The sequence below is a fragment of the Streptomyces sp. NPDC045026 genome, assembly GCF_056432625.1.
The window spans coordinates 122837-144127 of record NZ_JBWKIS010000011.1; the positions used below are offsets into that span (position 1 = coordinate 122837).

Sequence of the window (21291 nt, forward strand, 5' to 3'; positions counted from 1 at the left end):
GGACACCTCGGCAGAGCCCCCGGGACGGATCGCCAGCCGCGATGGCATTCAATCACTTACCGGCAGGCGTGCACGACGCCTTAGGAGCATTGTCCGTCACGCCAGTGACACACTCGGTGCCGATGGCCAAGAATCACCGTCGCGGACAACCCACGGCGGACACCGCTTCCCGCCCCTCTCCAGGGGCGGTTCTCGACCGGCTCGCCTCGGGTCCGGGCCGGGCTTCGCGCATCACTCATACGGAGCACTTGCCCCCGCGACCGGGTCGTCATGCCGTATGGCCCGACCGCATCCGATCCGAGGTCATCGCCGCCGTCCAGTCGGCCGGAATCGAGCACCCCTGGGCCCACCAGGCACTCGCCGCCGAGCACGCGATGGACGGCGAGTCGGTCGTCGTCTCCACCGGAACGGCCTCCGGAAAGTCCCTCGCGTACCTCGTCCCGGTCCTCTCCCGGCTCCTCGACGGCTCCGAGGCCCCGAACGGCCGCGGCGCCACCGCGCTCTACCTCGCGCCGACGAAAGCGCTCGCCGCGGACCAGTGCCGATCGGTGAAGGAACTTTCACAACCGCTCGGCACGGCGATCCGCCCCGCGGTCTACGACGGCGACACCCCCGTCGAGGAACGCGAGTGGGTGCGGCAGTACGCCAACTACGTCCTGACCAACCCCGACATGCTGCACCGCGGGATATTGCCCTCACACCCCCGCTGGTCCTCCTTCCTCAAGTCGCTCAAGTACGTCGTCATCGACGAGTGCCACACCTACCGCGGTGTCTTCGGGTCCCACGTCGCCCAGGTCCTGCGCCGGCTGCGCCGCCTGTGCGCCCGCTACGGCTCGGAACCCGTGTTCCTGCTGGCGTCCGCCACCGCCGCCGACCCGGCCGTCGCTGCCGAGCGTCTGACGGGCCTCCCCGTCCTCGAGATCGCCGACGACGCCTCACCGCGCGGAGAGCTCGTCTTCGCCCTCTGGGAACCCCCTCTCACCGAACTCCACGGCGAGAAGGGCGCGCCCGTCCGCCGCACCGCAACCGCCGAGACGGCGGACCTGCTGACCGACCTGACCGTGCAGGGCGTCCACTCCGTCGCCTTCGTACGCTCGCGGCGCGGCGCCGAGCTGATCTCGGTGATCGCCCAGGAACGCCTCGCCGAGATCGACCGCTCCCTCGCCCGCCGCGTCGCCGCCTACCGCGGCGGCTACCTGCCCGAGGAACGCCGCGCCCTCGAACGCGCCCTGCACTCCGGCGAACTCCTCGGCCTCGCCGCCACCACCGCCCTCGAACTCGGCATCGACGTCTCGGGGTTGGACGCCGTCGTCATCGCCGGCTATCCGGGCACCCGGGCGTCTCTGTGGCAGCAGGCGGGCCGCGCGGGACGGTCCGGACAGGGCGCGCTCGCCGTCCTCGTCGCCCGCGACGACCCACTGGACACGTACCTCGTCCACCACCCCGAAGCCCTCTTCGACCAGCCGGTGGAGTCCACCGTCCTGGACCCGGACAACCCGTACGTCCTCGCCCCCCACCTGTGCGCGGCCGCCGCCGAACTTCCCCTCACCGACGACGACTTGCCTCTGTTCGGCCCGACGACCGCCGAGCTGCTTCCCCAGTTGGAGGACGCGAAGCTGCTGCGCCGTCGCACCAAGGCCTGGCACTGGACCCGCCGCGAACGGGCCGCCGATCTGACGGACATCCGCGGCGACGGCGGCAGCCCTGTACAGATCGTCGAGGCAGGTACGGGGCGCCTCCTGGGCACCGTGGACGCCGGCTCGGCGCACACGACCGTCCACGACGGCGCGGTCCACCTCCACCAGGGCCGCACCTACCTCGTGAAGCACCTGGATCTGGAGGACTCGGTCGCCCTCGTCGAGGAGGCCAACCCGACCTACTCGACGACGGCCCGCGACACCACCGCCATCTCCGTACTGGAGACGGACGTCGAAGTCCCCTGGGGCGACGGCAGGTTGTGCTACGGCTCCGTCGAAGTCACCAACCAGGTCGTGTCCTTCCTGCGTCGCCGCCTCATCACCGGTGAAGTCCTCGGCGAGACCAAACTCGACCTCCCTCCACGCACCCTCCGCACCCGCGCCGTGTGGTGGACGGTGACCGAGGACCAACTCGACGCGGCCCGCGTGAACCCGGAGATCCTCGGCGGCGCGCTGCACGCCGCCGAGCACGCCTCCATCGGCATGCTGCCGCTCTTCGCCACCTGCGACCGCTGGGACATCGGCGGCGTCTCCATCCCCCTCCACCCGGACACCCTGCTGCCCACGGTCTTCGTGTACGACGGCCATCCTGGCGGGGCAGGATTCGCGGAACGGGCGTTCCACACGGCCCGCGAGTGGCTCACGGCCACCCTCGGAGCGATCGCGTCCTGCGAGTGCGAGGCAGGCTGCCCGTCCTGCATCCAGTCCCCCAAGTGCGGCAACGGCAATGACCCTCTCCACAAGCGCGGCGCGGTACGGCTGCTGAAGGTCCTGCTCAAGGACGCACCGACGGGGACGGCTCCGGAGGCCCCGACACCGGTCTCGACGGCTACGGCGGCGTCTCCGGCGGAGGCCTCGCCGGAAGGGCTTCCGCCGGAGGAGCGTCCGCCATCGCAGGACCAGAAACCCAGCCAGGCGGCCGACTGACCGGTCCCCCGAAGCCCCTCACCTGGGATCAGCGAGGGCCGGCCTGATCGGCAGGATCTGTCGGGTCGGCCGGGATCTCAGATCCGGCTGGACCGGCACCGGCCGGGTCGGTCGGGAGCTCAGGCGCTACCGGCCCCGCAGGGCCCGCCCTGGCCCTGACCTCCGTGGCCAACGGCGCCGCGCCGGCCGCCGCGGTGACATCCGACACCTCTCCGTACACCGTGCACCGCACGAGCCGCGTGTCCTGCGCGGCCGCCACCCGGCCCGCGTGGGCGCAGGCCTCCTTCCGGCCCTCCATCCAGTGATCGGCGGCCGCGAGAGCGGCCAAGTCGGCGGCCCCGCCTGCCCGGTGACGTACTACGACGGCCTGCCCCATGGTCAGTACGCATCCGAAGACCAGCCCGAGCGCGGCCATCGCCATCACGGCCCACACGGTCGCGGAACCCCGGTCCCCGGCCTCCTTTCGCCGCTTCATGACGCGCTCACCGTCCCCACCATCCCCACTGTCCCGGCTACCTCGGCTGCCTCGGCCGTCCCCACCGTCTCCTCCGCCAACGCCACCGCGTCGGCCCGCAGGTGGACGTTCAGCACTCCCGGCCCCGGCGCCGCGGCCTCGACCGCGACCCGGACCAGGTCGCCCTCCCGGCTCACGACGACCTTCGCGCCACGTGGCGCGACCCTCTTCGCCGACTCCACCGCCGATCCCTGCGGGTCCTGGCGGGCGATCGCCCGGGCGCCCGCCCTGGCCGCGTCCACGCACTGAATCTGCGCGGACGCAGCCATCAGCGCCCAGACCAGCGCCAACGTGAAGGTCACGAGTACCGGCAGCACCACGGCCGCCTCCGCCGTCACGAACCCCCGGTCCCCGGCCCGTCGCAGGCCGGCCCGCCGCGCACCGGCCCGTCGCGTACGCGGGTCGGCCCTACCCATGGAGCGCCCTCTCGACGATCCCCTGCAGCGCGGCCTGCACCTGTCCGCTGGTCAGCACCTTCAGCAGCAGCCCGGCGAACCCGACCGCCGCGATCAGCCCCATCGCGTACTCCGACGTGACCATCCCCGCGTCCCGCCTCGCCGCACGCATCCGACGCACCCACATCCCGGCACGCGCCCGCATCACTCCGTACATCTCAACCCCCATGAAGTTCCTCTGAAGTTCCTCACCGACCGACGCCCACATGACGTCCTCCGAACTCGGGCCGAGCCACGCAACGGCCCGCGCCGCCCCCGCGGCCTCTCACCGACCTCCCAACAGCCCGCCGGCCACTCCGATCACCACGGGCAGCACTCCGATGGCCACGAACGCGGGCAGGAAGCACAGGCCCACCGGTGCCGTGATCAGCACGGCCGCCCGGCGCGCCACCGCGGCGGTCGCACGCCCCCGCTCGGCCCGGGCCTCCGCGGCCAGCCGCGCCACCGGCTCCGCGGCCGGGGCGCCCGAATCGCCGGCCCGCTCAAGGAGTCCGGCCAGCGCACCGGCCCCCGGTATCGACGCCAACTGCCTCCACGCAGCACGTGGTTCACCGCCGAGCCGCACCTGGGCCGCACCCCGTGCCAGGACCTCCCCGACCGGGCCGCCCAGCGACTCCCCCACAGCCCTCGCCGCCCTCACAGGATCCGCCCCGGCAGCAATGCAAGCGGCGAGCAGGTCAGCAGCCAGCGGCAGTTGCCGACGTGCCTCTGCGTGCGCGGCCTCCGAGGGCGATGTCACGTCGGCCGCCGCGCGGGCCCTTCGCCGCCACCGCCACACCCCGAACGCCGTGACCAGCCCCAACAACAGCCCGACCACCCCACCCACCAGCACGTATCCGGCACAGACCGCCCCCGCTGACGGCCCCCACCGGCCCACGGCGCCCCGAACATCCACCCCCCGTCCCGCCGGCTTCTCGGCCACCGCCTCCAGCAGGGCGTTCAGCCTCCGCAGCAGTGCCCGTTCCCTGCGCCGTACCGCCACCTCGTGCACGACCCATCCCAAGGCCGCCACGGCGCACAGCGCGAGCCCCAGCCTGTGGACAACGTTCATCGCTCCTCCGCCCCCCGTACGATCCGCAGCGCCCACCACAGCCCCGCTCCCTCCAACACCCCACCCACCAGCAGGCACCCAAACCCCGCACCGGTGTGCAGCAGCACCCTCAACGGCCGGGCCCCGAGCACGCTCCCCAGCAACAGACCCAGGACGGGAAGCCCCGCGAGCATCACCGCCGTCGACCGCGAACCGGCCAACTGGGCGCGCAGATCCGCCTTTTGGTCCCGCTCGGCCCGAAGTGCGTCGGCAAGGCGCTCCAGCCCGGACGCGAGTCCGGCGCCCCGGTCCACCGCCACCCGCCAGCAGGCCGCCAGCCCCAACAGACCCTCGGCCCCCGGCTCCCGCGCCGCCTCCCGCAACGCCCCCGGCACATCCCCTCCGAACCGGGCAGCAGCCACCACCGCCCCATCGCCGACACCCGAGCCGTCGCCCTCTCTCGGCCCTCCCTCCTCGCGCACAGCCACGACCAGCGCCTCCCCCGGCTGCCGCCCCGCCCGCACCTCCCCTGCCAGCACGCCGCACAACGAGATCACCGCGCCCGCCCGACGCTCCCGCACCCGCCGCGCCTCCCGGTCACCCCGCACCCGCGCCGCCAGAGGCACCCCGGCCGCACCCACCACCAGTGGCACCACGGAAGCTCCGAGGACCGCGAGCACGGCCCCTACGACCAGCACCCACCACTCCCACCGCTCCCGCCACCGCGCCCACCCCACACGCCACGCCCGCGAGCCCCACGGCACACCATCGCCGGCACCCAGCAGCTCCCTCGCCCGCCGCACCTCACGCCCATGCCCACCGCCGGCAACCCAGGCCGCGACCCCGACACACAGCAGAGCCGCACAGCCCGGACCCACCCCGACCCCCACCGGCCCAGCCCCAACCACAAACACCGCCCCCTCCACGGACATCACCCCTCACGTCGACCCACGCCCCGCCCGACCACCCCGACCCGCCCCCCACCAGCCCCAACACGCCTAACCCCCTTCCACGAACTCCCCGAGCAACCCCCGCAACCGCCCCCACCCCCGCTCCCGCACGAACTCCCCCTCGCCCCACCGCAGCGCCGGCACCGTGACCACCCAGCCGGCCGCGTCACGCTCCAGGACATGCACCTCGGCGATGCGACGCCGCCCCCTCCGGTCCCGTACGAGGTGAAGAACCACCGACAAGGCCGCCGCCAACTGGCTGTGCAGGGCGCCGCGATCGAGGCCGGCCGCCGTCCCCAGGGCCTCCAGGCGGGCGGGCACATCGTGAGCGGCGTTAGCGTGGACCGTGCCGCAGCCACCTTCATGTCCCGTGTTCAGCGCGGCGAGGAGCGCCACGACCTCCGGGCCCCGCACCTCGCCCACCACCAGGCGGTCCGGCCGCATGCGCAACGCCTGACGCACGAGGTCGTCCAGGGCCACGAGCCCCGCCCCTTCCTGATTGGCGGGCCGCGCCTCGAGCCGCACCACATGCGGATGGTCGGGTCGCAGCTCGGCGGAGTCCTCGGCGAGCACCACGCGCTCGCCCGGCCCCACCAGTCCGAGCAACGCGCTCAGGAGCGTCGTCTTCCCAGATCCCGTACCGCCGCTGATCAGGAACGACAGCCGGGCGCCGAGAAGGGCCCGAAGCACCCGGTCCCCGCCTGGCGGCACCGTCCCCGCCGTCACGAGCTCCTCCAGCGTGAAGGCACGCGGCCGCACCACCCGCAGCGACAGGCAGGCGCAGCCGACGGCGACGGGCGGCAGGACGGCGTGCAGCCGGGTCCCGTCCGGCAGCCGGGCGTCCACCCACGGCCTCGCATCGTCGAGTCGTCGCCCTGCCACCGCGGCGAGCCGCTGCGCGAGCCTCCGCACCGATGAGGCGCTCTCGAACGACACGCCTGTCAGCTCCAGGCCACCGCCCCGGTCCACCCACACCCGGTCGGGCGCGGACACCAGCACGTCGGTCACCGAAGGGTCGGCGAGCAAAGGCTCAAGCGGGCCCGTGCCCACGAGTTCGGAGCGCAACTGGCCTGCTGCGCCCAGCACTTCGGTGTCCCCGAGGAGCTTCCCTTGGGCCCGGAGTGCTTCCGCGACCCGCGCCGGGGTCGCCTCCGCACCGTTCTCCGCGAGCCACTGACGCACCCCGTCCAACATGCTCACGCCCACAACCCCACTCACGCGCCGCACACCGTCATCACCCACCACACCCGTACTCACAGCCCACCCCTGTCGACTCGCCGCACCCACGCCCGCGTAGCGACCCCTACGCCGCACGCCCACATACCGACCCCCACCCCCCGCTCTCACGCCCCGCCCCCCTCAGCCGCCACAACCGGCACGCGCTCCCAAAAGGCCGCGCAGAACCGCGAGAGCGGCCCCCGCGCCGCGCCACCCGGCGGCAATCCGTCGGCCTGGCCCGCCAACAGCGCGCGGTCGACCGGAAGTTCACCGGCCAGGGGAAGCCCGAGAAGCCGTGCGACCTCCTCCGGATCGAGCGCGGCGGCAGAGCCCCCGCGCGCGGGCCCCACAACGACGCGCAAATCCCGCAGCACCATCCCCACACCCGAGGCGACCCGTTTCGCCGCCGCGACGGCCCTCAGCTCGGGCGGCACCACGAGGAGCCCCAGATCCAGCTGGGCCAGCGCCTCGGCCGCCCCCTCGTCGACCCGGCGGGGCAGATCCACCACGACCACGCCACCCCGCCGCCGCGCCGCGGCCAATACCGCGCGTACGGCTTCAGGCGGGACCGACACCGTGTCGCCCCGGTCCCAGCTGAGCACCCGCAAGGCATGCAGCTCGGGGAGCGACTCCTCCAGTGCGCCACCCGCGACCCGCCCCCGCGACTCGGCGAACGCAGGCCAGCGCATCCCCTCCGCGACCTCCCCGCCGAGCAGCACGTCGAGCCCACCGCCGAGCGGATCCGCGTCGACGAGGAGGGTGCGCCGCCCGGCCTTCGCCGAGGTCACGGCGAGCGCGCACGCCAGCGAGGACGCCCCGGCACCACCCCGCCCACCGATCACCCCGACGGTGAGCGCGGGCCGTCCCACACCTTCGGCCACATCGGCGATCCGGTCCATCAGCCACTGCTCGCCGTCCGGCAGCATCAGCACATGGTCGGCGCCGATCTCGACGGCCCGCTGCCACACGCCCGAATCGTCCTGATCACGCCCCACCAGCACGACGCCGCGCCGCCGCACCACACCCCGTACCCGCTCGACCGCGTCGTCCCCGATGAGCACCAGCGGCGCAGATTCCCAGCTTCCTCTGTGCTCCGGCACCCCGTGATGGACCTCGGGCCGCGCGCCTGCCGCGGCGCACAGCCGCAGCAGATCGTCCAGCAGATCCACGTCCTCGGTCACGATCAGCGGTGTGCGCCGCCGCCCGTCGGCGACCGGCGCCCGGTCACATGTGATGGCTCCCGCCACGATTTCCGCCCCCTTGCTCGCTGTCCCGCTCGCACCTGCGAGCCGGGCACTCCCCTCGCGCAGCCAGGCTCGGCCGACAGCCCTACCGACTGCCCGGCCGGCGAACCGAACCGGTAATGAACACCGGTCCCGACTTCGCGAGTGGAATCACCGTGCAGCGATCTCGGAAATCGTGTGGATCTTGGTCAATTACTGTGGACAAGAGAGTGCTTGTGAATATCCCCATCGCCCATACCGGTGACATCACTTGTGCCATCCAGGGCGGCCCCTCAACTACCCTCTCCACACCTTCCACAGAGCAGCCTCACGGCTACACACAGTGACGGCACCGGACAGTGGGGAGCCGTGCGCCGGAAGCACGACACGTGGCGAAACAGGGGTGGAGAACGCAAAAGTCCGGACCCAAAGTGGGTCCGGACATGCGACGACCCCCGCCGGGGGGGAGAGCGGGGGTCGTCCCCACGGTCCGACTCGGGGGGGGAGGAGCCAGACCGGGTTAGCACGGTCGCGAACGATCCGTGACTTCCATGGTGTACCCGAGAGCCTTCTCAGGCAAACCCACGCGCCACAGCTTACGCCGAATGGTGGGCGCCTATGCTCGGGCTCGTGGAAAACCACTCCTTGACCCACTCGCTGCCTCGCACAGCCGCGTTCTTTGACCTGGACAAGACGGTCATTGCGAAGTCGAGCACGCTCACCTTCGGCAAGTCGTTCTACCAAGGCGGGCTGATCAACCGCAGGGCGGTGCTGCGGACCGCGTACGCGCAGTTCGTGTTCCTCGCCGGCGGCGCCGACCACGACCAGATGGAGCGGATGCGCGAGTACCTCTCGGCACTCTGCCGCGGGTGGAACGTGCAGCAGGTGAAGGAGATCGTCGCCGAGACGCTCCACGACCTGATCGACCCGATCATCTACGACGAGGCCGCGTCGCTCATCGAGGAGCACCACACCGCGGGACGCGACGTGGTGATCGTCTCCACGTCCGGCGCGGAGGTCGTCGAGCCGATCGGTGAACTCCTCGGCGCGGACCGCGTGGTGGCCACGCGCATGGTCGTGGGCGACGACGGTTGCTTCACGGGCGAGGTGGAGTACTACGCGTACGGGCCGACGAAGGCGGAGGCGATCGAGGAGCTCGCCCGGTCCGAGGGGTACGACCTCTCGCGCTGCTATGCGTACAGCGACTCGGCGACCGATGTGCCGATGCTGAAGTCCGTCGGCCACCCCTACGCGGTCAATCCCGACCGGGCACTGCGCCGTGAGGCTCTCGCGCGCGAGTGGCCGATTCTCGACTTCAACCGGCCCGTCCGACTTAAGCAGCGGCTGCCCTCTCTGTCGGCGCCATCGCGGCCCGCCCTCGTCGCGGCCGCCGCCGCCGTCGGCGCCGCGGCCGCCACCGCGGGCCTGGTCTGGTACGCCAGTCGCCGGCGCGCCACAGCCGGCTGACCGGCCCCTTTGGGCAAGCCCGCCACACGGCCGCTGGACGGTCCCGTATCCGGGCCGCCCGTTTCATCCCTAATTGAACCTAAAAGTAAAGAAGTGCGGCCAGGGGTTTCGCTTCCTCCACTCCTGGAGTACAAATAAGGCAACGGCCCGCGAGACCAAGGGACATCCGAGAGGATCACCTTAAAACGCAACCAAGGCCCCACGGACCGAGCATGAACACCAGGCACCCACGCGACGTCGACCCGTCGATTACGGGCCAGCCGCACCAGGCCACGGGCTAAGTTCCCGACCTGATGGGCAACTTTCGAGGACGCTTGGTAACCAGGTGAACATGCCAGCGGCGGTACGAGGACTCGTACCGCCGCAACCCTTTTCAGGGACTCCCTTTCAGGGACTTTCCAAAACCCGTTACGGCGCCTACGCCGCTCCGCGCTGGAGCGCCTCACAGACCGCCGTCGACTCCCTGACGCCGAGCTCAACGGACCGGCCGCAGTGTGCGATCCATGCGGCCACCCCTTCCGGAGTGCCCGACACGTAGCCCTCAAGTGCGGCCAGATACTCCGCGCGCCCTTGCTCCGCGTGCCCCACCTCGGCCGGACAGATCGACTTCGGGTCGAGACCGCTGCCCACCAGGACGATGCGCTCGGCCGCGCGCGCGACCAGCCCGTTGTGCGACCCGAAAGGCCGCAGCGCGAGCAGTTCACCGTGCACGACAGCGGCGGTGACCAGGGCCGGAGCCGAGCCGCCCGCGATGATCAGCCCCGAGAGCCCCTCGAGCCGACCCGCCACTTCCTGCGCGTCCGGCAGGGGCAGCTCGACCAGCGGCTCGTCGACCGGCTCGTCACCCTGGCGGGGGCGCCCCACGGTGTCGCCGTTGTCGGCGGCCGCCACGAGGTGCAGACGGGCGAGCACCCGCAGCGGGGACTGCCGCCAGATCGACAGGAGCTGGCCCGCCTCCGCGGTCAGCCGCAGGGCGGCACCGACGGCGCGTGCCTCCTCGTCCCCACCGGCGCCGCTGAAGTCGGAGCGCCTGCGCACTTCTTCGAGCGGCCAGTCGGCGCCGGACAGTGCCGCGCTGCCGCGCGCGCCACGCAGAGCGGCCTCGGAGGTGACCGCATTGCTGCGACGCCGCATGACCCGGTGGCCGTAGACCCGGTCCACCGCCTTGCGCACGGAATCCACGGATTCGGCCACGCCCGGCAAGGCCCCGAGGGCGGCGAGCGGATCGGCTGTCGTACTCATGAGTACGACATTACGCAGTTCAGGGCCCCCTCCACGAAGGAGTGGTCTTCTTCACGCTTCTCGGACACGAACAGCGACGACCCCACTACGCTTGGTGAACATGAAGATCGCTTTCGTGGGGAAGGGCGGCAGCGGGAAGACCACGCTGTCCTCGCTCTTCATCCGTCACCTCGCCGCCATGGGCGCCCCGGTCATCGCCGTCGACGCCGACATCAACCAGCACCTGGGGCCCGCGCTCGGCCTCGACGACGAGCAGGCTGCGGACCTGCCCGCCATGGGCGCGCGCCTCCCGCTCATCAAGGACTACCTGCGCGGCTCGAATCCACGGATCGCCTCCGCGGACACGATGATCAAGACGACCCCGCCCGGCGAGGGCTCACGACTCCTGCGGGTGCGCGAGAACAATCCGGTGTACGACGCGTGTGCCCGCCCGGTGGAACTCGACGGCGGGGCCGTGCGTTTGATGGTCACGGGCCCCTTCACCGAAGCCGACCTCGGTGTCTCCTGCTACCACTCCAAGACCGGAGCGGTGGAGCTGTGTCTGAACCACCTCGTCGACGGCCGCGACGAGTACGTGGTCGTCGACATGACCGCCGGTTCGGACTCCTTCGCCTCCGGCATGTTCACCCGCTTCGACATGACGTTCCTCGTCGCCGAGCCGACGCGTAAGGGGGTCTCGGTCTATCGCCAGTACAAGGAATACGCACGGGACTTCGGCGTCACGCTGAAGGTCGTGGGCAACAAGGTGCAGGGTCAGGACGACCTCGACTTCCTCCGCGCAGAGGTGGGGGACGACCTGCTTGTCACCGTCGGGCACTCCGACTGGGTGCGCGCCATGGAGAAGGGCCGCCCGCCCCGGTTCGACCTCCTGGAGGAGCCGAACGCAGCCGCCCTGCGCACACTCCGCTCCACCGCGGACGCGGCATACGGAGGCCGTGACTGGGAGCGCTACACACGCCAGATGGTCCACTTCCACCTGAAGAACGCCCAGAGCTGGGGCAATGCGAAGACGGGCGCCGACCTGGCGGCCCAGGTCGACCCCGTTTTCGTCCTGCGGGAGAGCGTGGTCGCACCGGTCTGACCGGCGCGACCACGCCCGACAGGCTCGGTTACTGCTTGACCGCCGGCGCGCCCGGAACCCCCTTGGGCGCCGGGGCCGGGCTGGTCGACAGGAATGATGCCCAACCCTGCTTCGGGGCACTGCCGACGCCCAGCTCGGCGAGCCGGTCCAGGGTCTGCGGGTCCTGGGCGTCCAGCCAGTCGGCGAGCTGGCGGAAGGAGACGCAGCGCACCTCGGGCTTGTTGCACACGGTGTGGACGGTCTCTTCGACGGCGCGCATGTAGTTGCCGCCGTTCCAGGATTCGAAGTGGTTGCCGATGATCAGCGGCGCGCGGTTGCCGTTGTAGGCGCGGTCGAAGCCCTGGAGGAGGCCGTCCCGCATCTCGTCACCCCAGAGCTCCTGCTTGTCGGGGTCGCCCTGGGTCGCGGTGCCCGACTGCTTGATCATGAAGTTGTAGTCCATGGTGAGCTGCTCGTACGAGTGCCCCGGGAAGGGCACGAGCTGCATCGACAGGTCCCACAGGCCGTCCTGCTTCTTGGGCCAGACCTGGTCGTTGATGCCGCTGGTGTCGTAACGGAAGCCGAGGTCGTGGGCCGCTCGCCTGAAGTTCTTCTTGCCCTCCAGGCACGGGGTGCGGGCGCCGATGAGCTCCTTGTCGTAGTCGAAGGGGAGCGGGGCCGCGTTCTTCATGCCCGAGTTCGTCTTCCAGGACTTCACGAAGGACTTGGCCTGGCCGATCTCGTCCTTCCAGTCGGCCACCGACCACTCGCCGACGCCGCCGTCCTTGCCGCAGAAGTGGCCGTTGAAGTGCGTGCCGATCTCGTTGCCCTCGAGCCAGGCGCCGCGGAGCTGGTCCACGGTGTCCTTGATTCCCCGCTCGTCATTGAATCCGATGTCCGAGCTGCCCGGTGAGTGCTGCGGGGGCCGGTAGAGGTCACGCTTCTCCTCCGGGAGCAGGTACACGCCGCTGAGGAAGTACGTCATCGTCGCGTTGTTCCGCTTGGCGACCTTGCGGAAGCGCGAGAACAACTTCTGACTGTCTTCCCCCGCGCCGTCCCAGGAGAACACCACGAACTGCGGAGGCTTCTGGCCGGCCTTCAGACGCTCGGCCCTCGGCAGATGCGGCTGACCTCCCGTGAAGGCGGTCGAACCGTCCCCGATCAGTCGCACCGCGCTTCCCGGCGCGGGGGCGGGCGCCACCCCCTTCGGGCCGAGAGCGCCCTGCTGGGGTCCGGTCGCCTGGTGGTCACCAGTCGCGCAACCTGACAGGACGGCGGCACAAGCCGCGGCGGCGGTGAAGCTCGCGGCGAGCTTCTGGGTGGCGGCCACGTCCGCCCACCTTCTTCCTTGGGTCTCTTCGGCTTGGATCTCTTCGCGCCAAGGCAGGGCAATGCGGTGAAATGCCGCATTTATCGACGGCGCCGCCAACGTCGCACGAGGCCCGACGAAGAATTAGTACGACAAGCCAAATAAAGACCCTTATTCACCCACCAGAGTGAATCATTGCCCCATTTGCTCCGAAAATACGTCCAAAACCTTTACTCTGCATTACGATCCATTTACCGAGAGTTGATTCATCCCGCCGCTGCACGCCGTGATCCACGGCCGCGCCCCTGCCCCGCCACAGACGGGGCCCCTCATTCCGCGACCGCGCTGCCCCGGAGGAGACGGGAAATATGTCAGCCTGCGTCCCCACACGCCCCGCCGATCCGACACGGACCGACGAATCCAGCCGTACCCACCCACCCCACAGCCCGCCGCCGAAGCCGCCCCGCCGCTTCCGCATCTCGGGCGCCGACCTGTCCGCGTCCGGGGCGGTCTTCCTGATCGCCCTGCCGCTGTCCCTCGGAATCGCCCTCGCCACCGGGGCCCCACTCCAAGCGGGACTCGTCGCCGCCGCCGTCGGCGGCCTCGTGGCCGGCCGCCTCGGCGGCTCCCCCCTCCAGGTCAGCGGTCCCGCCGCCGGCCTCACCGTGGTCACCGCCGACCTCATCCACCGTTACGGCTGGCGGACGACCTGCGCGATCACCGTCATCGCCGGACTCGCCCAAATCGGCCTCGGCTGCCTGCGCGTGGCCCGCACCGCGCTCGCCGTGTCCCCCGCCGTCGTCCACGGCATGCTCGCCGGAATCGGCGTCGCCATCGCGGTCGCCCAGCTGCACATCGTGCTCGGCGGCACCCCTCAGAGCGCGGTTCTCGACAATCTCCGCGCACTGCCCGCCCAGTTGACCAACGTCGACCTGGCCGCGCTGCTCCTGAGCCTGCTGACGCTCGCGGTCCTGTTCACCTGGCCCCGGCTCCCCGGACGCGCCGGACGGGCCCTGCGCCGGGTGCCCGCCGCACTCGTCGCCGTTGCCTGCGCCACCGCGACGGCCGCGTTCGCCGGAATCTCCGTGACCAAGGTCGACCTGCCGTCCTGGAGCAGCCACGCCCTGGCCACCATGCCCGAAGGGCCCGTACTGGGCCTCGCGGCGGCCGTCCTGACCGTGACGCTCGTGTGCAGCGTGCAGTCGCTGCTCGGCGCCGTCGCCGTGGACAAGCTCGCCTCCTCGAAGCCCACCCTGCGACCGGAGGCGCGCCGCTCCGACCTCGACCGGGAGCTGCTCGGCCAGGGCGCGGCCAACATCGTCTCCGGCACCCTCGGCGGACTCCCCGTGGCCGGGGTAGCGGTCCGCAGCGCCGCGAATGTGAACGCGGGCGGTGAAAGCAGGAACTCCACGATGCTGCACGGCGTTTGGGTAGTAGTGGCCGCGCTCCTGATGGTCCCGGCGCTTGAGCTGATCCCCCTCGCCTCACTCGCCGCCCTGGTGATGGCCGTCGGCATCCAGATGGTCTCCCTGCACCACATCCGGACGGTCACCCGCCACCGCGAGATCCTCGTCTACGTCGTGACGACGCTCGGCGTGGTCGTCCTCGGTGTACTCGAGGGCGTGGCCCTCGGCATCGCGGTCGCCGTCGGGGTCGCCCTGCACCGGCTCGCCCGCACGCGGATCACCCACTCCGTGGACGAGGCGGACGCCGAAGGCCAAGGCGGGACTCATCACGTGCGGGTGCGCGGGCAGCTGACGTTCCTCGCCGTGCCCCGGCTCAGCCGCGTACTGCACCAAGTACCCCAAGGAACCCGCTGCGTCGTGGAGTTGGACGGGTCCTTCATGGACCATGCCGCGTTCGAGTCTCTCCAGGACTGGCAGAAGTCGCATGTCGGGCAGGGCGGCAAGGTCGAGGTGACCGGGCGGGCGGGGACCCGTATCGCCGAGCCCGCCTCGGCGTCGAACTCCTGCTGCCGGCCGTGGACACCCTGGCGCAACCACCACTGCGACCGCCCGCAGACCGAGACCGCCGCTCCCCCCGCGGGCAGTGGCGGGTATCAACTGGCCAGTGGGATCAGCGCGTTCCAGCGGAACACCGCGCCGCATGTACGGGACGAGCTGGCCCGGCTCGCCCGTGAGGGACAGCGGCCCACCCAGCTGTTCCTGACCTGCGCCGACTCCCGGCTCGTGACGTCGATGATCACCTCCAGCGGCCCCGGTGACCTCTTCGTCGTCAGGAACGTGGGGAATCTGGTGCCGCTGCCGGGCGCCGAGAGCGGTGACGACTCGGTCGCCGCGGCCATCGAGTACGCCGTCGACGTACTGAAGGTGCAGTCGATCACCGTGTGCGGGCACTCCGGCTGCGGGGCGATGCAGGCGCTGCTCAACAGTCCGCCCGAGGGCGGCGCGCAGACACCCCTGAAGCGATGGCTGCGGCACGGCCTGCCCAGCCTGGCCCGCATGGCGGCCGCGAACCAGCCATGGGCGCGGCTCGCCGGGCGCGCCCCCGCCGACGCGGTCGAGCAGCTCTGCCTGACCAATGTCGTCCAGCAGTTGGAACATCTGCGGGCTCACGAGTCGGTGACCCGCCGCCTCCAGGAGGGCTCGCTCGAACTGCACGGGATGTACTTCCACGTGGGCGAGGCGCAGGCCTATCTGCTCACCGAGCAGCCCGACGAGGTGTTCGACCAGGTGGAGCCGGAGGGTGAACTGCACCGTGCATGAACCTGCCTGAACCCGCCGGTGACGGCGTGCGTGCCGGTGGGTGACCCCATCGGCACGCACGCCTGAAGCTCAACAGGTCTAAACCATTATTCGGACCCCCCTTGTCATCGAGGGGCGCCGTCTGATGAGCTGTGGCCTGGGACACAACGGTCGCGCCCCGGCAAAGCACCGTAAGGGAGATGTCGTGAGCAACGAAAGCCTGGCCAACCTTCTCAAGGAAGAGCGAAGGTTTGCGCCGCCCGCCGACCTGGCGGCTGCCGCCAACGTCACAGCGGAGGCGTACGAACAGGCCAAGGCTGACAGGCTCGGCTTCTGGGCCGAGCAGGCCCGCCGGCTGACCTGGGCCACTGAACCGACCGAGACCCTCGACTGGTCGAACCCGCCGTTCGCCAAGTGGTTCGCCGACGGGAAGCTGAACGTCGCGTACAACTGCGTCGACCGCCACGTCGAGGCCGGGAACGGCGACCGGGTCGCCATCCACTTCGAGGGTGAGCCGGGCGACAGCCGGGCCATCACCTACGCGGAACTCAAGGACGAGGTCAGCCGCGCGGCCAACGCGCTGACCGAGCTGGGTGTGCAGAAGGGCGACCGCGTCGCCGTCTACCTGCCGATGATCCCCGAGGCCGTCATCGCGATGCTGGCGTGCGCGCGCATCGGCGCCGCGCACTCGGTCGTCTTCGGCGGATTCTCGGCCGACGCCATCGCGGCCCGTATCCAGGACGCCGACGCGAAGGTCGTCATCACGGCCGACGGCGGCTACCGGCGCGGCAAGCCGTCCGCGCTCAAGCCCGCCGTCGACGACGCCGTTAGCCGCGTCGACGGGGTCGAGAAGGTCCTCGTCGTCCAGCGCACCAAGCAGGACGTGGCCTGGACCGAGGGCCGCGACGTGTGGTGGCACGAGATCACGCAGAGGCAGTCGGCGGAGCACACGCCCGAGGCGTTCGACGCCGAGCAGCCGCTGTTCATCCTCTACACGTCCGGAACGACGGGTAAGCCCAAGGGCATCCTGCACACCTCCGGCGGTTACCTCACGCAGGCCTCGTACACCCACCACGCGGTGTTCGACCTCAAGCCGGAGACCGACGTCTACTGGTGCACGGCCGACATCGGCTGGGTCACCGGACACTCGTACATCACCTACGGCCCGCTCTCGAACGGCGCGACGCAGGTCATCTACGAGGGCACCCCGGACACCCCGCATCAGGGCCGCTTCTGGGAGATCGTGCAGAAGTACGGGGTGACGATCCTGTACACGGCGCCGACGGCGATCCGCACGTTCATGAAGTGGGGGGACGACATCCCCGCCAAGTTCGACCTGAGCAGTCTGCGGGTCCTCGGTTCGGTGGGTGAGCCGATCAACCCCGAGGCCTGGATGTGGTACCGGAAGAACATCGGCGCCGACAAGTGCCCCATCGTGGACACCTGGTGGCAGACCGAGACCGGCGCGATGATGATCTCGCCGCTGCCGGGCGCCACCGAGACCAAGCCGGGCTCCGCCCAGCGCGCCCTGCCCGGCATCTCGGCGACGGTCGTGGACGACGAGGCCCGGGAAGTCCCCAACGGGGGCGGCGGCTACCTCGTCCTGACCGAGCCGTGGCCGTCGATGCTGCGCACCATCTGGGGCGACGACCAGCGGTTCATCGACACGTACTGGTCGCGCTTCGAGGGCAAATACTTCGCCGGCGACGGCGCCAAGAAGGACGAGGACGGTGACATCTGGCTGCTCGGCCGGGTGGACGACGTGATGCTGGTCTCGGGCCACAACATCTCGACCACCGAGGTCGAGTCGGCGCTCGTCTCGCACCCCTCGGTCGCCGAGGCGGCGGTCGTGGGCGCGGCCGACGAGACGACCGGCCAGGCCATCGTGGCCTTCGTGATCCTGCGCGGCACGGCGTCCGCCGACGACGAGGGCCTCGTCGCGGATCTGCGCAACCACGTGGGCGCGACGCTCGGCCCGATCGCCAAGCCGAAGCGGGTCCTGCCCGTGGCCGAGCTGCCCAAGACCCGCTCCGGAAAGATCATGCGGCGCCTGCTGCGTGACGTCGCGGAGAACAGGGAGCTGGGAGACGTCACGACCCTGACGGACTCGTCCGTCATGGATCTCATCCAGACCAAGCTCCCGGCCGCGTCGAGCGAGGACTGACCGCACGCACACCGCGATGGGCACCCGGCGCAGAACGCGCCGGGTGCCCATTTCGTGCTTAAAGTGATGATCACCAGCTACGGCCCACGTACACCCGGTAGGGTGAAAGCTCAACTGGTGTGCCGGGAAGTCTGGTCGGCAACGCCGTCGGCGACCCCTCGTCGACGCGTTTGTGAAAGCCGAATCCGACCGGAGGTCTTCACCCGTGGCCGCGCCCAGCAAGACGCCCGCCCCCAGCGAGAACAGCCGTAAGGCATTCGGCCGACTCTCCCTGCCCGAGCGTACGTTCGTGGCGGACGCTCTGCGTACCGAGACCGTCGGCGGAGTCCTGCTCCTCGTCGCCGCGATCGCCGCGATCATCTGGGCCAACACCCCGCTCAGCCACAGCTACGAGTCCGTGAGCGACTTCCACTTCGGCCCCGCGGCACTCGGCCTCGATCTGTCCCTCGAGCACTGGGCCGCCGACGGACTGCTCGCGGTGTTCTTCTTCGTCGCCGGCATCGAGCTCAAGCGGGAACTCGTCGCGGGCGACCTGCGCGACCCCAAGGCCGCCATGCTGCCCGTCGCCGCCGCGCTCTGCGGCATGGCGATCCCCGCGCTCGTCTACTTCCTCGTCAACGTCACGGGTGGCGGCTCGCTCGACGGCTGGGCCGTGCCGACCGCCACCGACATCGCGTTCGCGCTGGCCGTCCTCGCCGTCATCGGCACCTCGCTGCCGTCCTCGCTGCGCGCGTTCCTGCTCACGCTCGCCGTCGTCGACGACCTCTTCGCAATCCTGATCATCGCGATCTTCTTCACCAGCGACATCAACTTCGCTGCCCTCGCCGGCGCCGTCGTCGGCCTCGGCGTCTTCTGGCTGCTCCTGCGGAAGGGCGTGCGCGGCTGGTACGTCTACGTGCCGCTCGCCCTCGTCATCTGGGGCCTGATGTACAACAGCGGCATCCACGCCACCATCGCCGGTGTCGCCATGGGCCTGATGCTGCGCTGCACCCGTCAGGAAGGCGAGGAGCACTCGCCCGGCGAGCACATCGAGCACCTGGTGCGCCCCTTCTCGGCAGGGCTCGCCGTCCCGATGTTCGCCCTGCTCAGCGCTGGCGTCGCCGTGTCGGGCAGCGCCCTGACCGACGTGTTCACCAAGCCGGAGACGCTCGGAGTGGTGCTCGGGCTCGTCGTCGGCAAGGCCGTCGGCATCTTCGGCGGCACCTGGCTGACGGCCCGCTTCACCCGGGCCTCGCTCTCCGACGAACTGGCCTGGCCCGACGTGTTCGCGGTCGCGTCCCTCGCCGGCATCGGCTTCACCGTCTCGCTCCTCATCGGCGAACTCGCCTTCGCCGAGAACCCCCTGCTGACCGACGAGATCAAGGCCGCCGTCCTGATGGGCTCCCTCATCGCGGCCGTCCTGTCCGGCATCCTGCTCAAGATCCGCAACGCCAAGTACCGCGCGATGTGCGCGGAGGAGGAGCGCGACGAGGACCTCGACGGCATCCCCGACATCTACGAGGAGGACAAGCCGGAGTACCACTTGCGGATGGCGGAGATCTACGAGAAGAAGGCCGCCGAACACCGCAGGCTTGCCGAAGTGACGGGCGGGGCAAGCGACGAGAGCAGTCGTCCGGCATGATCTGACAGCAGGTCCGCGCAGGAGCGCGGCCCGCGGCGGACGACACGCCCGATACACCACCCGCTTCACAAGCCCGCGAAGAGACGAGGGAGTACGCGATGAGCGCACCCGACGGGACACCGGTCGGCGCCGAGCGCAGCATCGGCCAGCTGGTCGCCACGGCCACGACCGAGATGTCCGCGCTGGTGCACGACGAGATCGCCCTGGCGAAGGCCCAGCTCAAGCAGGACGTGACGCGTGGCGCGATCGGCAGTGTCGTCTTCGCGGTGGCCGGCGCGATCCTGATCTTCTCGCTGCCGATGCTGAGCTTCGCGCTCGCGTACGGGATCCATGCGTGGACCGGCGGGCACAACGGCGAAGGCGGCTGGAACCTCGCCTGGTGCTTCCTGCTGTCCTTCGCGGCGAACGTGCTGGTGGCCGTCCTGCTCGGCCTGATCGGCCTCGTCTTCTTCAAGAAGGCCAAAAAGGGCAAGGGCCCGCAGAAGGTCGCCGCCTCGGTCAAGGAGACGGCCGGCGTACTGGGGAACGCCAAACCGCACCCCCGTCAGGTGACCCCGGCGAACCGAGTCGGCGACACCGTCGAGGCTGTGGCACGCTCGTCTTCATGACGGACCCCGCCACACCTTCGGCGCAACCTGCCTCGGTCGTACGCATCGGCGTCCCGGGCGGCGGCGAGCTGACCCACCGGGACGTCGCCGCCAACGGCGCGCGCTTCCACATCGCCGAGATGGGCGACGGACCGCTGGTCCTGCTCCTGCACGGCTTCCCGCAGTTCTGGTGGACGTGGCGGCACCAGCTCGTGGCGCTCGCCGACGCCGGGTTCCGGGCCGTGGCCATGGACCTGCGCGGCGTCGGCGGCAGCGACCGCACCCCCCGCGGCTACGACCCGGCGAACCTCGCCCTCGACATCACGGGCGTCGTCCGGTCCCTCGGCGAGCCCGACGCGGCGCTCGTGGGGCACGACCTGGGCGGCTATCTCGCGTGGACCGCGGCCGTGATGCGGCCCAAGCTGGTGCGCCGGCTCGTCGTCTCCTCCATGCCGCACCCCCGGCGCTGGCGTTCGGCCATGCTGTCCGACCCCAAGCAGACCGCCGCGGGCTCGTACGTCTGGGGCTTTCAGCGGCCGTGGATTCCGGAGCGTCAGCTCGCCGCGGACGACGGCGCGTTGGTCGGGCGGCTGATCCGGGACTGGTCCGGGCCGAGGCTCCCCGACGACGAGGCCGTGGACGTCTACCGGCGCGCCATGTGCATCCCGTCCACGGCGCACTGCTCGGTCGAGCCGTACCGGTGGATGGTGCGGTCGATGGCCCGTCCGGACGGCATCCAGTTCAACCGGCGCATGAAGCGTCCGGTGCGGGTGCCGACGCTGCATCTGCACGGCTCGCTCGACCCCGTGATGCGTACGCGCAGCGCGGCGGGCTCCGGCGAGTACGTCGAAGCGCCTTACCGCTGGCGGCTGTTCGACGGTCTGGGCCACTTCCCGCACGAGGAGGACCCGGTCGCGTTCTCCAACGAACTCGTGAACTGGCTGAAAGACCCCGAGCCCGACCGCTAGACGCCGCCCCGTCGCCGCCCCGGCTGGGGGTCCGGGGGTCATCCCCCGGGAAGACACAGCCCGCACGAGGAGGACCCGGTCGCGTTCTCCAACGAACTCGTGAACTGGCTGAAAGACCCCGAGCCCGACCGCTAGACGCCGCCCCGTCGCCGCC

At 70.9% G+C, this 21291-nt stretch carries 17 protein-coding genes; 8 read left to right on the forward strand and 9 right to left on the reverse strand.

Annotated features, from left to right (window positions below; genetic code table 11):
- Nucleotides 1-41: 41 nt before the first annotated feature.
- Nucleotides 42-2624, forward strand: coding sequence for a DEAD/DEAH box helicase (locus tag AC07EJ_RS23875; protein ID WP_478884901.1), 2583 nt, complete (start codon nt 42-44; stop codon nt 2622-2624).
- Between the two features lie 28 nt (nt 2625-2652).
- Here the strand turns inward: AC07EJ_RS23875 and AC07EJ_RS23880 are convergent, their stop codons facing one another.
- From AC07EJ_RS23880 to ssd, 7 genes are all read right to left on the reverse strand, one after another.
- Entirely contained in the window at nt 2653-3099 is a 447-nt protein-coding gene (locus AC07EJ_RS23880) for an Rv3654c family TadE-like protein (protein WP_478884902.1), read from the reverse strand.
- On the reverse strand, nt 3096-3554 hold the full coding sequence (locus AC07EJ_RS23885; RefSeq protein ID WP_478884903.1) for a TadE family type IV pilus minor pilin: 459 nt from the start codon (nt 3552-3554) through the stop codon (nt 3096-3098). The genes AC07EJ_RS23880 and AC07EJ_RS23885 overlap by 4 nt, the downstream gene beginning before the upstream one ends.
- Nucleotides 3547-3750 carry a DUF4244 domain-containing protein gene (locus tag AC07EJ_RS23890; RefSeq protein WP_100597770.1) on the reverse strand — a complete coding sequence of 68 codons (204 nt, stop codon included), beginning with the start codon at nt 3748-3750 and terminating at the stop codon, nt 3547-3549. The genes AC07EJ_RS23885 and AC07EJ_RS23890 overlap by 8 nt, the downstream gene beginning before the upstream one ends.
- Before the next feature lie 108 nt (nt 3751-3858).
- The gene (locus AC07EJ_RS23895; protein ID WP_389488264.1) at nt 3859-4644 is read right to left on the reverse strand and encodes a type II secretion system F family protein; all 786 of its coding nucleotides are present in this window, start codon (nt 4642-4644) and stop codon (nt 3859-3861) included.
- Nucleotides 4641-5555 (reverse strand): type II secretion system F family protein, encoded by a 915-nt coding sequence (locus AC07EJ_RS23900; protein ID WP_389488262.1) that lies wholly within the window; start codon nt 5553-5555, stop codon nt 4641-4643. Before AC07EJ_RS23900 ends, AC07EJ_RS23895 begins: the two co-directional genes overlap by 4 nt.
- A 66-nt stretch (nt 5556-5621) precedes the next feature.
- On the reverse strand, nt 5622-6767 hold the full coding sequence (locus AC07EJ_RS23905) for a TadA family conjugal transfer-associated ATPase (protein ID WP_389488276.1): 1146 nt from the start codon (nt 6765-6767) through the stop codon (nt 5622-5624).
- A 149-nt stretch (nt 6768-6916) separates the two neighbouring features.
- On the reverse strand, nt 6917-8038 hold the full coding sequence (gene ssd, locus AC07EJ_RS23910) for a septum site-determining protein Ssd (RefSeq protein WP_389488260.1): 1122 nt from the start codon (nt 8036-8038) through the stop codon (nt 6917-6919).
- A gap of 594 nt (nt 8039-8632) precedes the next feature.
- Here ssd and AC07EJ_RS23915 point away from each other — a divergent pair.
- Nucleotides 8633-9481 carry an HAD family hydrolase gene (locus AC07EJ_RS23915; protein WP_389488258.1) on the forward strand — a complete coding sequence of 283 codons (849 nt, stop codon included), beginning with the start codon at nt 8633-8635 and terminating at the stop codon, nt 9479-9481.
- Nucleotides 9482-9898: 417 nt separating this feature from the next.
- On the opposite strand, the gene AC07EJ_RS23920 is transcribed toward AC07EJ_RS23915, so the two are convergent.
- On the reverse strand, nt 9899-10723 hold the full coding sequence (locus tag AC07EJ_RS23920; RefSeq protein ID WP_389488256.1) for a Fic family protein: 825 nt from the start codon (nt 10721-10723) through the stop codon (nt 9899-9901).
- Between the two features lie 100 nt (nt 10724-10823).
- Here AC07EJ_RS23920 and AC07EJ_RS23925 point away from each other — a divergent pair, with 100 nt between their 5' ends.
- Nucleotides 10824-11804 carry an ATP-binding protein gene (locus AC07EJ_RS23925; RefSeq protein ID WP_389488254.1) on the forward strand — a complete coding sequence of 327 codons (981 nt, stop codon included), beginning with the start codon at nt 10824-10826 and terminating at the stop codon, nt 11802-11804.
- Between the two features lie 28 nt (nt 11805-11832).
- Here AC07EJ_RS23925 and AC07EJ_RS23930 read toward each other — a convergent pair whose 3' ends face one another.
- Entirely contained in the window at nt 11833-13113 is a 1281-nt protein-coding gene (locus AC07EJ_RS23930) for a polysaccharide deacetylase family protein (protein ID WP_389488252.1), read from the reverse strand.
- A 347-nt stretch (nt 13114-13460) separates the two neighbouring features.
- Between AC07EJ_RS23930 and AC07EJ_RS23935 the strand changes: the two genes are divergently transcribed.
- The 5 genes from AC07EJ_RS23935 to AC07EJ_RS23955 all read left to right on the forward strand — a co-directional run bounded on the left by AC07EJ_RS23935 (nt 13461) and on the right by AC07EJ_RS23955 (nt 21137).
- A complete protein-coding gene (locus tag AC07EJ_RS23935; protein WP_389488250.1) occupies nt 13461-15818 on the forward strand; it encodes a bifunctional SulP family inorganic anion transporter/carbonic anhydrase in 2358 nt (785 codons plus the stop codon).
- Between the two features lie 124 nt (nt 15819-15942).
- Nucleotides 15943-17961 carry an acetate--CoA ligase gene (acs, locus tag AC07EJ_RS23940; protein WP_389488248.1) on the forward strand — a complete coding sequence of 673 codons (2019 nt, stop codon included), beginning with the start codon at nt 15943-15945 and terminating at the stop codon, nt 17959-17961.
- Between the two features lie 205 nt (nt 17962-18166).
- Nucleotides 18167-19582, forward strand: a complete 1416-nt coding sequence (nhaA, locus tag AC07EJ_RS23945) for a Na+/H+ antiporter NhaA (RefSeq protein WP_389488246.1) — start codon at nt 18167-18169, stop codon at nt 19580-19582.
- Nucleotides 19583-19680: 98 nt separating this feature from the next.
- The gene (locus tag AC07EJ_RS23950; RefSeq protein WP_389488244.1) at nt 19681-20190 is read left to right on the forward strand and encodes a phage holin family protein; all 510 of its coding nucleotides are present in this window, start codon (nt 19681-19683) and stop codon (nt 20188-20190) included.
- Nucleotides 20187-21137 (forward strand): alpha/beta fold hydrolase, encoded by a 951-nt coding sequence (locus tag AC07EJ_RS23955; protein WP_389488242.1) that lies wholly within the window; start codon nt 20187-20189, stop codon nt 21135-21137. Before AC07EJ_RS23950 ends, AC07EJ_RS23955 begins: the two co-directional genes overlap by 4 nt.
- Nucleotides 21138-21291 lie beyond the last annotated feature (154 nt).

Coding starts and splice junctions, on each gene's coding strand:
- AC07EJ_RS23875 (WP_478884901.1), top strand. CDS start 42: ATGGCATTCAATCACTTACCGGCAGGCGTGCACGACGCCTTAGGAGCA.
- AC07EJ_RS23880 (WP_478884902.1), bottom strand. CDS start 3,099: ATGAAGCGGCGAAAGGAGGCCGGGGACCGGGGTTCCGCGACCGTGTGG.
- AC07EJ_RS23885 (WP_478884903.1), bottom strand. CDS start 3,554: ATGGGTAGGGCCGACCCGCGTACGCGACGGGCCGGTGCGCGGCGGGCC.
- AC07EJ_RS23890 (WP_100597770.1), bottom strand. CDS start 3,750: ATGTACGGAGTGATGCGGGCGCGTGCCGGGATGTGGGTGCGTCGGATG.
- AC07EJ_RS23895 (WP_389488264.1), bottom strand. CDS start 4,644: ATGAACGTTGTCCACAGGCTGGGGCTCGCGCTGTGCGCCGTGGCGGCC.
- AC07EJ_RS23900 (WP_389488262.1), bottom strand. CDS start 5,555: ATGTCCGTGGAGGGGGCGGTGTTTGTGGTTGGGGCTGGGCCGGTGGGG.
- AC07EJ_RS23905 (WP_389488276.1), bottom strand. CDS start 6,767: ATGTTGGACGGGGTGCGTCAGTGGCTCGCGGAGAACGGTGCGGAGGCG.
- AC07EJ_RS23915 (WP_389488258.1), top strand. CDS start 8,633: ATGCTCGGGCTCGTGGAAAACCACTCCTTGACCCACTCGCTGCCTCGC.
- AC07EJ_RS23920 (WP_389488256.1), bottom strand. CDS start 10,723: ATGAGTACGACAGCCGATCCGCTCGCCGCCCTCGGGGCCTTGCCGGGC.
- AC07EJ_RS23925 (WP_389488254.1), top strand. CDS start 10,824: ATGAAGATCGCTTTCGTGGGGAAGGGCGGCAGCGGGAAGACCACGCTG.
- AC07EJ_RS23935 (WP_389488250.1), top strand. CDS start 13,461: ATGTCAGCCTGCGTCCCCACACGCCCCGCCGATCCGACACGGACCGAC.
- acs (WP_389488248.1), top strand. CDS start 15,943: ATGAGCTGTGGCCTGGGACACAACGGTCGCGCCCCGGCAAAGCACCGT.
- AC07EJ_RS23950 (WP_389488244.1), top strand. CDS start 19,681: ATGAGCGCACCCGACGGGACACCGGTCGGCGCCGAGCGCAGCATCGGC.
- AC07EJ_RS23955 (WP_389488242.1), top strand. CDS start 20,187: ATGACGGACCCCGCCACACCTTCGGCGCAACCTGCCTCGGTCGTACGC.